A 14673-nucleotide genomic window follows, 5' to 3' on the forward strand; every position below is an offset into this window, starting at 1 on the left:
ATGTGCAAAAGTTGAGCAGGGTGTTCATTCTTTACGCAAATTACCATCGTCATCCGCGCTCATCTTTTCCCTGAGCGTATTGCGAGAAATGCCGAGGAGTTTTGCCGCAAGCGCCTGGTTATTCTTGGTCAATTCAAGGGCCCTTCTAACAAGAAGGCGTTCAAAATTTGAGACAGCCTCCCTGTATATATCTGTTCCGCCTTGCTGGAGGATCTCATTGATGGTTCCGGAAAGGGTCTTATCAATGTCTACGCTTTGAGCGGTCAACCTGATCTGGGACAGCCATTCACAATCTTTATAGGAAAGGAGGTCTTTCCTGCACAAAACCATTCCCCTCTGAATAACACTTTCAAGCTCCCTCACATTTCCAGGCCAGTCATATTTTTTAAACTCTTCAAGTATCTCAGGCGACACGCCCTGGACTTCCTTGCCGAGTTCCCTGTTGAATTTCCTTATGAAATATTGTGCAAGGGCCTCTATATCATCCCTTCTCTCCCTGAGCGGAGGCATGGTGATGCTCACAACATTCAAACGCCAGTAGAGGTCGTCCCTGAATTTACCCATATTGATCAGCGACTCAAGGTTCTTGTTTGTCGCCGCGATTATCCTCACGTCCGTCCTGATCAGGTCATTGCCCCCTACCCTCTGGAAACAGCCGTCCTGCAGCACCCTGAGCATCTTTGCCTGAAGCGAAAGCGGCATGTCCCCTATCTCGTCGAGAAACATTGTGCCCTTGTCGCATTGCTCGAACTTGCCGATCTTTTTATTTTCAGCCCCTGTAAATGCGCCCTTCTCATGACCAAAGAGTTCGCTCTCAAGAAGTGTCTCCGGGATAGCAGCGCAGTTAACGGGCAGAAAAGGTTTGCTGGCCCTTTTACTGTGCTGAAAAACAGCCCTCGCGATCAGTTCTTTGCCTGTGCCTGTCTCGCCTCTTAAAAGTACGGTGACATCGCTTGCAGCGATCTGCCCTACCTTCTTGAATATCTCAAGCATGGCATCGCCTTTGCCAATTATCCTGTCGCCGGCTTCCTCAGGGACCCCTTCAAAACTTACAGGGATGTTCATCTTTCCTGCCGCAATGGCTTTTTCAACAAGCGATATTAATTGGGCGTTGTCAACGGGCTTTGTAATGTAATCAAAGGCCCCGTTCTTCATCGCGGTTATCGCCTTTTCAGAGGTGGTGTAGGCCGTCATGATTATTACACTGAGTGAGGGATGCAGTGACTTTAATTCGTTAAGTGTTTCGATGCCGTCCCTGCCCGGCATGTTGACATCCATGATAACGAGGTCGGGCTGCTCCCTGTTTACTTTCTCAAGGGCCTCCTCGCCGCTTGACGCGGTGACAACATCGTAGTCGTGCCGCCCAAGGACCTTTTTAAAAGAATGAAGTATCCCCGCCTCGTCGTCTACAACAAGAATTTTATCCATGATTTGTTTATTTTAAGTAAGAATTGAAATGATAGCAACAGGGTAGGGGCGGGTTTAAAACCCGCCCTTACGTTAAAACGTAATTCTTTGGGGGGTGTTCTCGGCCCCTTTAAAATGTTGCGGTATCTTATTCACTTCCCTACCGGCAGCCTCACCGTAAACACTGTCCCCGCGCCTTCGTTGCTGTGGAAGAACAGCTTGCCGCCGTGGGATTTGACGATGTTATAGGCGATAGAAAGGCCGAGCCCGGTGCCGTTTTCCTTTGTCGTGAAAAAAGGGTCAAAGACCTTTGATCGTATATCCGCCGGGATGCCGCTGCCTTTGTCCCATATCATTACCTCCACGAATTTGTCATCTGTCTTTCCCGATATCCTGATCTCGCCGCCGTTAGACATAGCCTGAACTGAATTGAGAATGAGGTTCAGGAATACATGTTCGAGCAGCGACCTGTCCCCCTTTATCTCAGGCAATGTTTCCATCATATCTTTCTGTACTGATATACCGTAGTTGCGGACATCGAATGAAGCGAGAGACAGGACCCGGTCGATCAGCGCGTTTAAATTTATTTCAGAGTAATGGAAACTCTTCTGTTTTACGAACCCGAGAAATCTTGTAATTATGGTGTCTATCTTCTCGATCTCTTTGCTGATGACCTCGGCATCTTCCTTTGTCAGGTCAGGCTGTTCTTTAAATGCCTGAAAAAGCATCTTGAGTGTTGTTATAGGATTTTTCAGTTCGTGGCCGAGGCCCGCCGAGATCTGCCCGATTGTTGAAAGCTTCTCAGCCTGCAAAAGGTGCGTGTAGGTGTACGCCTCTTCCATCTTCTCCTTTACTTTTTTGAGCTCCATCGAAAGCCTGTTGAAATTGCGCGCGAGGTACCCTATTTCCCCCCCGTAAGGGACATCCACCCTCTTGCCGAACTCCCCTCGCCCAAGGACCTTTGTAAACTCTACAAATTTATTCAGCGGCTCTGTGATCAAACGGCTGAAAATAAATGACGCAACCACGCCAAGGAGTGTCACGAAAATTATTACCGGAAATGTCAGCGCCCTGACCTGCGAGAGGGTCTGTTTTAACTTGTCCTCCCTGATGCCCAGATGCAGCTCCGACTTCGTGCCGTTAAAGACCTTTACCCCGACATCCCTGATAAAACCTTTCTCCGTGTCAAGAAGCTGCACATTTGTTGTCTTATCAGCAAGAGGGTTCCAGGATAAAATGCCGGGAGGGATTTCATTGTTGAAAGTGTGGGCGACAATCTTGCCTTCTTCGTTTGTGACAAAGATATATTCAACATCATTTTCTTTATTACGGACTTCATCAATGTCCTTTGATGCCTGGAAATAGTCTTTCAGTAGAACATGATTGGCGACCCTGTCGGAAAGGTTGCCTGCAATAGAGACGGCCCTCTTTTCAAGTTCCTCCCTGAAGGCGTTGATGATCACACCCCTTATTGCAAGCAGGGTAAAGAATACAACGCTGACCGCCATCGCGGTCGTGAGCAGTGTTATTTTCGTTCGTAGTTTCATTTAAAAATTAAAACACAGAGTCACTGAGACACAGAGAAAGAAGTTTAGAAGTTATGAAGTTGAGAAATTAAGAAGATACGAAAACCAATAGAACTCCGGCTCAACTTCCCAATTTCTCATCTTCTGTTGTCCTCAGTGCCTCCGTGTCTCTGTGTTTAATATTCACTCCTTCAGCAGTCCATATTTTCTTGCAAGGGCCTTCACCTTTTCCATCTCAAGCTCATTCACTTTGGTAAACCCGAAGGGCATCTCTGTTTTGTCCCAGTCCTCAAGCACGGCTTTATGCCTTCCCATTGGTTCAAAGGCAAGCAGGGCGGACCTGACGGCCTCAACCGTTTTACTGTCCACGGAATTATTGTAAGCAATGAGGCTGCTTGGATACGGCTCTGAAATTTTCAGGATCTTTATCTTCCCTTCCAAGGACAATCTTTTCGCAAGCGCGTCCTGAATTCCTCCTGCATCGCATTCTCCGTTGAGCACCATTTTTAAAGTGTCAAGATGAGAACCTGTGTATATATATTTACCGAGATCATTCAGTGTGATCCCTTCGTCCTGCAGCATCTTCCTCGGTATCAGGTGCCCCTGTGTCGACATCCTCGCACCGAACGCAAAGCATTTTCCCTTCAACTCCTTCAAATCATGCACCTTGCTATTGGGCGCTGTAAAGATTATTGAATTATAGGTCGTGTCGCCTTCCTTATTGACCCCGCTTACAAGATACCTGATCCCGTACCTGGCCTCCCCGATAACATAACTTAGAGTTCCGACCGCCGCGAAGTGGGTAACGCCTTTGCCGAGGTCTTCAACCGTGTCCTCATATTTTTCTGAAAATTTAATACGGAAATGCCTGCCTGTTGCAGCTTCAAGATATTTAAGAAACGGGAGGTAAATCCTGACGTCTTCTTTTGGCCCGAGCCTGAGGTCAAATCCGAACCAGAGGGTGTCCGGCGGTGTAGAATCAACGGCCCCTGACGGTTCAACAGTCTTTTTTGTAAGACTTACCTTCTTCGGGGTTTCTTCTTTCACACATCCTGATGATAACAGCATAAAAAGAATGACCGGTATCAAGCAACATCTGGATCTCGCCGCATTCATAGCTGTATACATAATCGGAATATTTTAACTTTTATATAAAAATTATGGAAAGCGGAGCAGGGTGATTATTATATTTATTTTGTTTTAATTAAAAGGGTATAATAAACGCACCATCAAAATATTTTAGGATCCATGATATCCAAAGACAAAAAAATGTGTTGATTGTATCCCTAATTTCCGTGCAATTAAATAACATATAACACAAGGGAGAAGATGAAGATCCTTAATCTGAGATATGATTTTGACTGGAGCATCCCTTTCAGAGAGCCTTTCCTCGGATGGTTAATAACAGGCGTAAAACTTACGGTCCTTATAGCGGTTGTCACCTCTGTATTGTCCCTGCTTTTAGGGACCGCACTTGCGATAGCAAGGACCTCAAGGTTCAAGTTCCTTAACATCCCCGGAAAACTGTTTACTGAAATCGTCAGAAATATCCCCGGCCTGTTCTGGCTGCTTTTCTTCTACTTTGTATTCCCCCAGATGCTGCCTTCCGCGCTTACCGACAAATTGAACCAATATACTTATTACTCTGTAGTTGCCGGGGTCCTCGGACTTACAATTGATAATTCCGTATACGTTTCAGACATTGTCAGAACAGGGCTGCTGGGTTTGCCGAGGGGACAAATAGAGGCGGCGGTCTCAACGGGGCTAAACAGGTTCCAGCAGATATGGTACGTAATATTGCCCGGCGCATTCAGGACCATCCTCCCCCCGCTGGGGACCAGGATGATACATAATTTCAAGAACAGCTCTCTCTGCATGGCTATAACCACCCCTGAGCTGACATGGGCCACCCAGCAGGTTGAGTCCATTACATTCAGGGGGCTTGAGGTGACTTTTCTGGCAACGGTTTTTTATATAGGGCTCTCTCTTGTGATGGCGGCGATTGTTATCAGGCTTGAGAGATGGCTGAAGATCGATCTCACGAGCATCAACAGGATGAGAACATAAGATGGAATTTTTCTTTGAGCAGCTTGCAAACTGGAAGTTTTATCTCACAGGGGCTTACCCGTCAGGCCCTCTTACGGGATTGGCGATCAACATTGTCCTTGCGGTCATCTCTATCACTATCGGTTTGTTCTTCGGAATATTCTTCGGCCTTGGCAGGACCTCATGCAGGAGGTATCTCCGTTATCCGTGCAGTATTTATATCGATGTCATAAGGTCCACGCCTCTGCTTATGATCATCTTCTGGTTCTATTTCATGATCCCTGTCATTGGCATCAGGCTGCCGCTTTTCTGGTGTGCGGTGATCTCACTTTCGGTCTACGCGTCCGCTTATCAGGCAGAAATAGTAAGGGCCGGTTTTATTGCAGTGCCGATGGGACAGATGGAGGCGGCCATATCCACCGGCATGTCCAGGTTCCAGGCGTTAAGGCACGTTATCCTTCCGCAGGCCTTCAGGAAGATGCTTCCGTCTTTTGTCAGCTTTTTCAACTCCCTGTTTAAGAGCACCTCTATTGTCTACATTATAGGATTAGTGGACCTCACCCGGACAGGCATAATCATCAGCCAGCGCCAGCCTAACAGGATATATGCGGCTTATGTATGCATGGCGATAGGTTTCTGGATTGTGTGTTATGCGCTCTCTTACGCGGCACAGATGCTTGAGAAAAAACTGGGGATGCTTGATTATGAATCGTATAAACCTGAGATATGCAGGCAAGACCTTCTGTTGATACCGCTGCCCAAGTCTGTTAAAAGATATCTCGCCTCACAGAAATAATCCGCAGCCTTGTTCAAATAATGAGCAGTATGCTCAAATAGTTACCAGCTTTTTGTTTTGGCCGCAAACAATCTCATTGAATTCAAAAGGCCTTTCCCAAAGTTATCAGGAGCACAAATTTTGCTATTAAGACATTCTGTTGAAAATAACGCATTGGAGAAATTGATGAATGACTTTGAGCAAAAGTTAAAAGAGGCCGGATATCATCCATTGACTGCAAGAGACATCTCCACCCTTCAGGTCAATATAGGCTACAAATGCAATTTGAGATGCAGGCACTGCCACGTGGAAGCGTCCCCTGAGAGAAAAGAGGTAATGTCTTTAAGCACTATGGCAAAGCTCCTTTATATTTTAGGAGAGAACAAAGAGATAAATGCCGTTGACATCACCGGCGGCTCACCTGAGCTCAATCCTTATTTTAAATATTTTGTAAAATCATGCGCGGATACAGGAAAGAACGTCATCGTCAGGTCAAACCTTGCAATATATTCCGAAAAAGGCCTGGAGGACATCCCCGATTTTCTTGCGGAGCAAAAAGTAAAAATAGTGGCATCACTGCCCTGCTACACTGAACAAGGCGTGGACAGCCAGAGAGGCACGGGAACATACAAAAAGGCCATATCCGCGTTAAAGCGCCTCAACAGCATTGGATACGGAAACGGCGCAGGGCTTGAAGTAGACATTATGTTCAACCCCGCAAAGGCTGAGATCGCGCCTGATCAACACGTATTGGAAAATGTATACAGGGGGAAGTTAAAGGAGATGCACAACGTCACATTTAATCACCTGATCGCGTTGAGCAACATGCCCATTGGAAGGCTCGGCAAGTCCTTATCGGACGAAGGCAAGAAAAAATATATAAAAGAGCTTGAAGAAAAATTTAATCCCGATACAGTGAAGAACCTCATGTGCAGGCATCTGGTAAGCATATCTCCAGACGGCAAAATTTACGACTGTGATTTCTGGCAGATGATTAATCTGCCTGTTAAGAGCGATTGCTCGCATGTGGATAGATTCGATTACGCGGCATTGAGCAGCAGGTCAATCGTAACAACTCCGCTGTGTTTCATGTGTGCCGCAGGCTCCGGAGCAAGCTGCAGCGGGGCGCTGGCATAAAAATTTTACTTTTATTTGCCTTGTTGCACAACTATCTTGACTGATGAAGGAGGTTTAAGATGAATAGCTTTGATAAAAAATTAAAAGCAACAAATAATTATCCTCTGAAGCCTGAGGGCATCTCCACCCTTCAGGTGAACATGGGATATAAATGCAATCTGACCTGCACTCATTGCCATGTTGAGGCTTCCCCTAAAAGAACTGAAGAGATGTCGTCTGCAACTGTAGATAAGATAATTGAGATATTAAGCCTGCGCAATGAGATAACCACTGTTGATATTACCGGGGGATCTCCTGAATATAATCCAAACTATAGACGCCTCGTTAAATTCGCTACGGATATGGGCAAGAGAGTGATGGTTAGAACAAACCTTGCGATCTATTTTGAGCCGGGGATGGGAAACATCCCGGAATTTCTTGCGGAAAATAAAGTTAAGATTATTGCCTCCCTTCCCTGCTATACAAAAGAAGGTGTTGACGGTCAACGTGGAAATGGCACGTATGATAAGGCCATCTCTGCGTTAAAACGCCTTAATAAACTTGGATACGGGCAGGAAGGCACCGGCCTTGAAATCGACCTTATGTTCAACCCGGCAAAAGAAGGCATTGCGCCGGACCAGCATATGCTTGAAAATGCATACAGGGGAAAATTAAAGAAGATGCACGGCGTGACCTTCAATCATCTTATAGCGCTGAGCAATATGCCGATAGGCAGGCTTGCAAAATCTATGTCAGTGGCGGATACGGAAGATTATTTAAAACAGCTCCAGGAAAAATTCAACCCGGACACGGTTAAAAATCTCATGTGCAGGCATTTGATAAGCGTTGCGCCCAATGGGACAATTTATGACTGTGATTTCTGGCAGGCGATTAAACTATCTGTAAGAACCAGAAGTTCGGACCACATCAATGAGTTTGATTATGGCGCGCTGAAGAACAGGGACATTGTCACGGCCTCATTATGTTTTATGTGCACAGCAGGTGCAGGCGCAAGCTGCAGCGGGGCGTTGGCGTAAATTCAGAGCAAAGAGCAGAGATGACAGAGCACAGACAAAAAACACTAAATAAAAAAATGACAACCGACGAAGACAGCAAAAAACAGTTTAAAAGAGAACTGCTTGAGCTCTTCCGTAAGTTCGGCTACCTCAATGAAGGGAAAGATTACGAAGTGAAGCTCCGGACTACATCAGGCAGTATCGCATGGATTAACATCAACAGCATAGAGACGATTAAGTAGAGGCGCAATCTGTCATGCTGAACTTGTTTCAGCATCTTATTGCAAGAGACCCTGAAACGAGTTCAGGGTGACAGCGTGACGGTCACTTTAACCCTGTACTGCAGGTTATTAAGGCCCGGACGATTAACACGCACTGTTAATTGTTCGGGCTTTTATTTTGACAATCGAAAGGAGACAGAGCATGAACGTAACAGACATTATTAAAAAATCACTGGATGGGGCAGAGCTTTCAAAAGGGGAAATTACTGATCTCTTCAACGTACCGCCGTTTACACAGGAGGCCTTTTTAATGCAGTCGGCAGCGCTTGAAAAAAGCAAAAAGGCAAGCAGCGGTCTTGCTGAAGTGCATGCCCAGTTCGGTTTGAACGTCGGACCCTGCTCACTGAATTGCCTGTTCTGCGGATTTGCCAAGTGCAACGGAGTGTTCACGGAAAACTCCGAATTGTCTGTTGAAGAGGCAATAGCCCGGACGAAAAGATTTGAAGAAGACGGCGCCAACGCGATATTCATTATGGGCACCGGGCACTACCCATTCGGAAAATTCATTGAGGTATCGCAGGAAGTCAGAAAAGCGCTGAAAGACGAAACCATTCTCTTTGCGAATGTAGGCGATATGAACCCAAAGCAGGCAAAACAGTTAAAAGAAGCAGGGCATGCAGGCATATATCATGTTGTCAGGATGGGCGAGGGAAAAGACACGCCGATAAAACCTGAGAGAAGGATTGAGACAATTAATATCGCCAGAGAAGCGGGGCTTCTCATCGGTACCTGTGTTGAACCGGTAGGGCCTGAACATTCAGTTGAAGAACTCGTTGAGAAAACACTTATGACCCGCGATGTAAATCCCGCCTTCAGCGGCGCAATGAGGCGCGTCCCGATCCCCGGCACTGAACTGGCAAAATATGGAATGGTTAGCGAGGCCAGGATGGCGCATATACTTGCCGCCGTGCGTCTGGCGCTTGGATATGATATCCCCGGTCATTGCACTCATGAGCCCGGAGTGATTGCCGCCGCGTCAGGCGGTGCGAACCTGGTATGGGCGGAGACAGGCTCTAATCCGAGGGACACTGAAAGGGACACAGAAGGAAGGCGCGGCAGGACGGTCAAAGATTGCAGGAATATATTGGAGGAAGCGGAGTGGGATGTCTTAGACGGCAACTCAAGATTCTGCTCCAGCGAAGTTTTTTCAGGGAGGTAAAAGAAATGGATATCAATAGCTTTGCCCCATGCGGGCTTATATGCGGACTCTGCAAAGAGACCCATGACGGATGCAAGGGGTGCAGGTTTGGCGGGGGAGATCAAAACTGCTACCAGCTTAAATGCTGTAAGGAGAAAGGGATCGCGGGGTGCTGGGAGTGTAAAAATTTTCCATGCGGCAAAGGTTACTTCGCTGATGAAAAGTGGAAAGGCGTGATAACCGGATTCGCCAGATGCGTCAGCGAAGACGGCGCTGAAAAATTTTATGAAGTGGTCAGGTCAAAACTTGGCAGCTCCATTAACTATCACGACTACACATCAATAAGCGAACAAAACGTAATTAACATGCTGCGGGATAAAAACAAGTAAATGCACAAAGCTGTTTGCTGTTTCCAAGAAGGGTTCAATTGCTCTCAGGCGCTTCTTTCAACATACGGAGAACAATTCGGACTGGATCGCGAACTTGCCTTAAAAATGGCAAGCACCTTTGGCGCAGGCATGGGTATGGGTGAAATATGCGGGGCCGTGACCGGCGCCTTCATGATCATCGGAGCTAAATATGGAAAGTCAAAAGCTGACGAGCATCAATCAGCGGACAAGGCCTGCGGCATTGCGGATGATTTTGTGAATGAATTTATATCAAGGAACAAATACATTGTGTGCAGGGAATTGCTCGGCTGCGACATCAGTACGCCTGAGGGGATGAAGCTTGTGCGTGAAAAAGGACTCTTAAAGGCCCTCTGCCCGAAGTTCGTTCAGGACGCGGCAGAAATCATAGAGCGGTTGTTGTAACAGCTAAGCAGTAAATCTTTTACGGTTACTTTAACCCTGTAACTTTTACAGGTTATTTAAGCCCGGTTGATTGTCCCGTTGCTTCGGGAGAATTGATCGGGGTTTTTTGTTTTGCATTATGGGGAAATTCAAGAGCAAGAAGGAGGTGATGAGTGAGGGGTGGGATTGAAAAGACTCTGTATATGAGAGCAGAAGCAGTACGTAACGAAACCTGACTATAAAAATACTTTAATCTGGAGGAACGAATGAGAACAAAGATCAGTTTTGTTGTACTTGTGCTTATATTGACATTCGGCAGTTCGGTTTTTGCCGCTGAAGAAGGGAGCCCAACGCCGGTCGCCGGCAGCGCGTCATTGACGTATTCTCCCAAGTTCATAACAAGAAGGGGATTTGAATTCGGCAACGGTTCGGTCCAACCCTCTGCAAGCGTTATTATCGGACCATTTTCATTTAACGCATGGTCAGGTTATAACATGAAGAACTGGACCAGGGAAGGCAGAAAGAGCGGCGAGGCCGACATTGAAGTAGAAAATAAACATTCCATTCTTGAGACCGACTGGTGGGCGACCTATACAAAGTCATTTGATAAATTATCAGCTACCGCGGGTTATTTTTATGAGGCTTATGACACCGGAAATCCCAGCCCTCAAAATACGTATGAGGTTTTCCTTGTCCTTCATTACGACACATTCCTTCAGCCCGGCTTTGAAGTTTATCTGGACCCGGACAAGGGCGAAGGCGGACAGTTTTACTTTGTCACCATCAGCCACAGCTTTGCGCTGCCGCACAACATGTCTTTGAATTTAAACGCCTGGGCCAATTACAACAACCACAATCCGCTTTACGAGCTTCCTAAAAGCAGCCCGGACCACGAGGACATCAGAGGCTTCTTCAACGGCCAGGTTGCCGCCTCTTTGGCGATCCCTGTAACCAAGGAAATTTCGATAGTCCCAAGGATCGGATATAGCGGTCCGTTAAGCAGCAAGGCATCGGATGTGCTGTCAAACTGGAACAAGAGTGGAGACTCTCATCATGTACATGGCGGAATTACACTTGTGGCCGCTTTCGGTCGTTAATCCGCCGTTGAAAGAAATAAATTAGGGCCTGATTCTGGAGAGAGAGAAAATGCGATTAAAAGACAAAGTTGCAATTGTGACAGGCGGCGCATCAGGGATAGGAAGGGCGATATGCGAATTGTTTGCCGCCGAAGGCGCAAGAGTTTTATTCGCAGATAAAGACCACAGCGGCGGAGAAGAAACTACCGCATTGATCAAAAAAAATAATGGACAGGCCATGTTCATTGCAGCAGATGTCTCCAGAGAGGACGAGGCAAAGCGGATAGTTGATACCGCCGTAGAAAAATACGGCGGCATCAACATCCTTGTCAATAACGCTGCCGTATTCATCCTGAAAGGTTTAATGGATGTGACTCCTGAAGACTGGATAAAAACAGCCGGGGTGAATGTTGAAGGCGTATTTTTCTGCATCAAACATGCTGTATCAGAGATGCAAAAGGCGGGCGGAGGCTCAATAGTCAATATCAGCTCTATCGCGGGGATGACCGCATTCATGAACCATTTGCCGTATGGTCCTTACAAAGCCGCGCTTATCGCCATGTCGAGAGATCTCGCCCAGGAATTAGGGGCGTTTAATATACGGGTCAACTCCCTTTCAGCAGGCTGCACTCTGACCCCAGCAACATACAGGGAAATGAAAGAGTGGAATATTACCATGGAAGATATAAAAAAGGGTGTTGAGAAAGAGACTTTTTTAAAACGCATTGCGCAGCCGTCCGAGATCGCGAACGCGGCCCTTTTTCTTGCTTCGGACGAAGCTTCATATGTCACCGGGGCCAACCTTGTTGTTGATGGAGGATGGACCGCGCATTGAGTGGGTCATTAATAAGTATAACTATACGTCATTCCCGCTTGTCGGGAATCTTTCTGTTATTTTCACATGATTCAGCGTGACTGAAAGATTCCGAGCAAGTCGGAATGACAGAAAAGTATGGAGGGATTTGAGATGAATATTTTCAATCAAAAACTGGAGAATGCCGGGAAGTTACCTCTTAGAGCAAGGTCCCTGAGCATTCTTGAGGCAAACGTAGGGTACAGATGCAATCTAAGATGTACCCACTGCTATGTGGATGCGTCTCCTGAAAGGACAGAAGAAATGTCTTTGGAGACGATCAATACAATCCTGAATATATTGAAGGACAATGACGGAATAACCACACTGGACATAACAGGCGGGGCACCGGAGCTCAATCCGCATTTCAGATATTTTGTAAAAACAGCATCCGCCCTTGGTAAAAAAGTGCTTGTCCGTACGAACCTTGCGGTCATGACGGAGCCGGGAATGAATGACATCCCGGAACTTCTTGCGGCAAGTAAAGCAAAGGTCATCGCGTCCCTTCCCTGTTTTTCCGAGGAAGGCGTTGACATCCAGAGAGGAAAAGGCACGTACAAGAAAGCGATATCCGTGCTGAAGAAGCTGAACTCTCTCGGTTACGGAAAGGACAGCTCGGGACTTGAACTTGATCTCGTGTTCAATCCTGCCGGGGCTTCGCTTGCTCCGGACAGCAAACTGGTGGAGAATGCCTACAAAAGCAAACTCATGGAGATGCACGGCATTGTCTTTAACCATCTGATAGCGCTTAACAACGCACCTATCGGGCGAATGAGAAGGTCCGTTTCCGATGAGACCGTCAGAAAATTTGAAAAAGAGATCGAAGAAAAATTCAATCCCGCTGCGGTTGAAAATGTAATGTGCAGGTTCATCATCAATGTTTCCCCTGACGGAGCGCTCTTTGACTGCGACTGCAATCAGATGGCCAGACTGGCGTTGAAGAATGGCAATTCGACTCTTGCAGGTTTCGATTATGACAAACTGAAAAACAGGGAGATAGTGACAACCTCGTTATGCTTCGGATGCACGGCGGGAGCAGGCTCAAGCTGTATGCCTCAAAATGAGACGTCATCTTCCTGCGCAACTAAAGCTTCACCTTCAAGTCAGAAAAGCTGTTCCACGGATATAACCGGCCTTGTCAGTTATGAAGAAGTTTTAGACGCAAGGGTAAAAGAAATATTTGACCAGCTCATTAGCAGCTTTCACAAGGTGCTTCCGGTATACAGGGTAAGAAGCTTTGTTAACGATCCCGCGTGGATGGATGTATATCATAATTCCATAATGGACAAGTTCACTCCGAAACACCTCGATTTCAAGACTCTGTTTTTCGTGGAGTTCGCATCGGACATTGCCGCCCGGTGGGAATACTGTATCGGAGGGGCGTATGACAAATGCCTGGATGCCGCAGGGATAACTCCGGCGCAGATTAATAAAACCATCAAGCTCGTCTCCGCGTGTTCAGCCCTTTCATATCTGGAAAAAGGTTTCAATGTCTTTTCAGCTTCACAGGACGCGGAACTTGACTTCATGGGCCTTGTCAATGCCGATGATGTCCGGAATGAACAGGTACAGAAAATATACAGCGAGATACGTGAAATCCTCGGCGATGTGCCGGAAGTCTACAGGGTGAGAAGTCTTATGGAAGATGCCGCATGGCTGCAGGTGTTTCATGATTCCATGAAACTTTATTTCACTCCCGATGTCCTTGACGCCAAAACGATACACCTCATCTGCATCGGAGCGCTTACTGTTTTGCAGTCGAATCAGGGGGTCAGAAGACACGCCAAACTGGCTATTAAAGCAGGTGCCACACCGGAGGAGATTTCCGAAGCCATCAGGGGATGTTATGTGAATGCTTATGTGTTCAGCACATCAGCCGGGTTCGGGATTTTTAAATATTCAAAGGAATGATGAGGAATCAATGACCGAAGATAACTTTTTTACAGAAGAAGAATTAAAAGAACTTACGCATCAGGAGATTGAAACTGTAGAGGAGTGTTTGAACGGCGATGAGAAGGGACTGGAGGCATTGCAGGACCTGGAAAAATTCAGGCTCGCCGTAATGTATACCTATATGGACTTTACCGGGATGGCTCTCGCTTATATTCAGGAGAAGCTTGGTACAAAAGGCTTTGAGGATGTATGCAGGAAGTTCGGTGAACATTACATGAAAGACTGGTATCTTCAGAACCGCAGGGGCGAGTGGATGAAATCATGGAAAGAAGGAAATAACAGGGAAGCCTTCAAGTGGATGATACGTGAATTCGCTTCGCTCATGAGACAGCAATCCGGCAAGGGCTTCAAATCGGTTGAAGAGGATGACAAAAAGATCATCTTCACCGTTGACCCGTGCAGAAGCGGGGGCAGGTTCAGAAGGCAGGGCATGTACCATTCCCCTCTGAACTGGCCCGTAATAAAAGGGCCTTGCGCTCTTACATTTGGGATCCCGGACTTTCCTTACTACTGCGGGCACTGCGCGGTGGTCCATTCACAGATGCCTATTGAATGGGACGGCGCAATGTGGCCCGTAATGCTTCCACCTCAAAAGGATGAGGAGCCATGCGTATTTCTGTTTTACAAAGATCCGAAGGATTGCCCGGAAGAATATTACAAAAGAGTGGGAAAGGTAAAGGTACTGAAAAAATAAC

15 protein-coding genes are annotated in these 14673 nt (G+C 46.8%); 12 read left to right on the forward strand and 3 right to left on the reverse strand.

The genetic code is table 11. The annotated features are described in order from the left end of the window. Window positions 1-24 precede the first annotated feature (24 nt). The 3 genes from HZB61_00570 to phnD all read right to left on the reverse strand — a co-directional run bounded on the left by HZB61_00570 (window position 25) and on the right by phnD (window position 3980). Window positions 25-1428 (reverse strand): sigma-54-dependent Fis family transcriptional regulator, encoded by a 1404-nt coding sequence (locus HZB61_00570; GenBank protein MBI5055096.1) that lies wholly within the window; start codon window positions 1426-1428, stop codon window positions 25-27. A 131-nt stretch (window positions 1429-1559) separates the two neighbouring features. Beyond that, window positions 1560-2954, reverse strand: a complete 1395-nt coding sequence (locus tag HZB61_00575; GenBank protein MBI5055097.1) for a HAMP domain-containing protein — start codon at window positions 2952-2954, stop codon at window positions 1560-1562. 162 nt (window positions 2955-3116) lie between these two features. Beyond that, the gene (gene phnD / locus HZB61_00580; protein ID MBI5055098.1) at window positions 3117-3980 is read right to left on the reverse strand and encodes a phosphate/phosphite/phosphonate ABC transporter substrate-binding protein; all 864 of its coding nucleotides are present in this window, start codon (window positions 3978-3980) and stop codon (window positions 3117-3119) included. Window positions 3981-4262: 282 nt separating this feature from the next. On the opposite strand from phnD, the gene HZB61_00585 reads away from it, so the two are divergent. From HZB61_00585 to HZB61_00640, 12 genes are all read left to right on the forward strand, one after another. Beyond that, on the forward strand, window positions 4263-5000 hold the full coding sequence (locus HZB61_00585) for an amino acid ABC transporter permease (protein ID MBI5055099.1): 738 nt from the start codon (window positions 4263-4265) through the stop codon (window positions 4998-5000). A 1-nt stretch (window position 5001) separates the two neighbouring features. Further along, window positions 5002-5775: an amino acid ABC transporter permease gene (locus tag HZB61_00590; GenBank protein ID MBI5055100.1), complete on the forward strand. Its 774-nt coding sequence runs from the start codon at window positions 5002-5004 to the stop codon at window positions 5773-5775. 165 nt (window positions 5776-5940) lie between these two features. Continuing rightward, entirely contained in the window at window positions 5941-6891 is a 951-nt protein-coding gene (arsS, locus tag HZB61_00595) for an arsenosugar biosynthesis radical SAM protein ArsS (protein ID MBI5055101.1), read from the forward strand. A 59-nt stretch (window positions 6892-6950) separates the two neighbouring features. After that, window positions 6951-7907, forward strand: coding sequence for an arsenosugar biosynthesis radical SAM protein ArsS (gene arsS, locus HZB61_00600; protein ID MBI5055102.1), 957 nt, complete (start codon window positions 6951-6953; stop codon window positions 7905-7907). Between the two features lie 20 nt (window positions 7908-7927). Further along, complete coding sequence (locus tag HZB61_00605) at window positions 7928-8128, forward strand: hypothetical protein (GenBank protein ID MBI5055103.1); 201 nt, start codon at window positions 7928-7930, stop codon at window positions 8126-8128. A 181-nt stretch (window positions 8129-8309) separates the two neighbouring features. Continuing rightward, window positions 8310-9326, forward strand: a complete 1017-nt coding sequence (locus HZB61_00610) for a radical SAM protein (GenBank protein ID MBI5055104.1) — start codon at window positions 8310-8312, stop codon at window positions 9324-9326. A 5-nt stretch (window positions 9327-9331) separates the two neighbouring features. Then, window positions 9332-9694 carry a DUF3795 domain-containing protein gene (locus HZB61_00615; GenBank protein MBI5055105.1) on the forward strand — a complete coding sequence of 121 codons (363 nt, stop codon included), beginning with the start codon at window positions 9332-9334 and terminating at the stop codon, window positions 9692-9694. After that, window positions 9695-10117 (forward strand): C_GCAxxG_C_C family protein, encoded by a 423-nt coding sequence (locus HZB61_00620; GenBank protein MBI5055106.1) that lies wholly within the window; start codon window positions 9695-9697, stop codon window positions 10115-10117. A 245-nt stretch (window positions 10118-10362) separates the two neighbouring features. Next, window positions 10363-11193, forward strand: a complete 831-nt coding sequence (locus HZB61_00625; protein ID MBI5055107.1) for a hypothetical protein — start codon at window positions 10363-10365, stop codon at window positions 11191-11193. A 49-nt stretch (window positions 11194-11242) separates the two neighbouring features. Continuing rightward, window positions 11243-12007, forward strand: a complete 765-nt coding sequence (locus tag HZB61_00630) for a glucose 1-dehydrogenase (protein ID MBI5055108.1) — start codon at window positions 11243-11245, stop codon at window positions 12005-12007. Between the two features lie 132 nt (window positions 12008-12139). Next, the gene (gene arsS / locus HZB61_00635) at window positions 12140-13936 is read left to right on the forward strand and encodes an arsenosugar biosynthesis radical SAM protein ArsS (GenBank protein ID MBI5055109.1); all 1797 of its coding nucleotides are present in this window, start codon (window positions 12140-12142) and stop codon (window positions 13934-13936) included. Between the two features lie 10 nt (window positions 13937-13946). Beyond that, on the forward strand, window positions 13947-14672 hold the full coding sequence (locus HZB61_00640) for a hypothetical protein (GenBank protein MBI5055110.1): 726 nt from the start codon (window positions 13947-13949) through the stop codon (window positions 14670-14672). Window position 14673: the final 1 nt, after the last annotated feature.

Source organism: Nitrospirota bacterium (assembly GCA_016214845.1).
Taxonomy (GTDB): Bacteria; Nitrospirota; Thermodesulfovibrionia; order UBA6902; family UBA6902; genus SURF-23.

Excerpts from the sequence above, each read along its gene's own strand:
- HZB61_00570 (MBI5055096.1), bottom strand. The coding sequence starts at position 1,428 with ATGGATAAAATTCTTGTTGTAGACGACGAGGCGGGGATACTTCATTCT.
- HZB61_00575 (MBI5055097.1), bottom strand. The coding sequence starts at position 2,954 with ATGAAACTACGAACGAAAATAACACTGCTCACGACCGCGATGGCGGTC.
- HZB61_00585 (MBI5055099.1), top strand. The coding sequence starts at position 4,263 with ATGAAGATCCTTAATCTGAGATATGATTTTGACTGGAGCATCCCTTTC.
- HZB61_00590 (MBI5055100.1), top strand. The coding sequence starts at position 5,002 with ATGGAATTTTTCTTTGAGCAGCTTGCAAACTGGAAGTTTTATCTCACA.
- arsS (MBI5055101.1), top strand. The coding sequence starts at position 5,941 with ATGAATGACTTTGAGCAAAAGTTAAAAGAGGCCGGATATCATCCATTG.
- arsS (MBI5055102.1), top strand. The coding sequence starts at position 6,951 with ATGAATAGCTTTGATAAAAAATTAAAAGCAACAAATAATTATCCTCTG.
- HZB61_00605 (MBI5055103.1), top strand. The coding sequence starts at position 7,928 with ATGACAGAGCACAGACAAAAAACACTAAATAAAAAAATGACAACCGAC.
- HZB61_00610 (MBI5055104.1), top strand. The coding sequence starts at position 8,310 with ATGAACGTAACAGACATTATTAAAAAATCACTGGATGGGGCAGAGCTT.
- HZB61_00615 (MBI5055105.1), top strand. The coding sequence starts at position 9,332 with ATGGATATCAATAGCTTTGCCCCATGCGGGCTTATATGCGGACTCTGC.
- HZB61_00620 (MBI5055106.1), top strand. The coding sequence starts at position 9,695 with ATGCACAAAGCTGTTTGCTGTTTCCAAGAAGGGTTCAATTGCTCTCAG.
- HZB61_00625 (MBI5055107.1), top strand. The coding sequence starts at position 10,363 with ATGAGAACAAAGATCAGTTTTGTTGTACTTGTGCTTATATTGACATTC.
- HZB61_00630 (MBI5055108.1), top strand. The coding sequence starts at position 11,243 with ATGCGATTAAAAGACAAAGTTGCAATTGTGACAGGCGGCGCATCAGGG.
- arsS (MBI5055109.1), top strand. The coding sequence starts at position 12,140 with ATGAATATTTTCAATCAAAAACTGGAGAATGCCGGGAAGTTACCTCTT.
- HZB61_00640 (MBI5055110.1), top strand. The coding sequence starts at position 13,947 with ATGACCGAAGATAACTTTTTTACAGAAGAAGAATTAAAAGAACTTACG.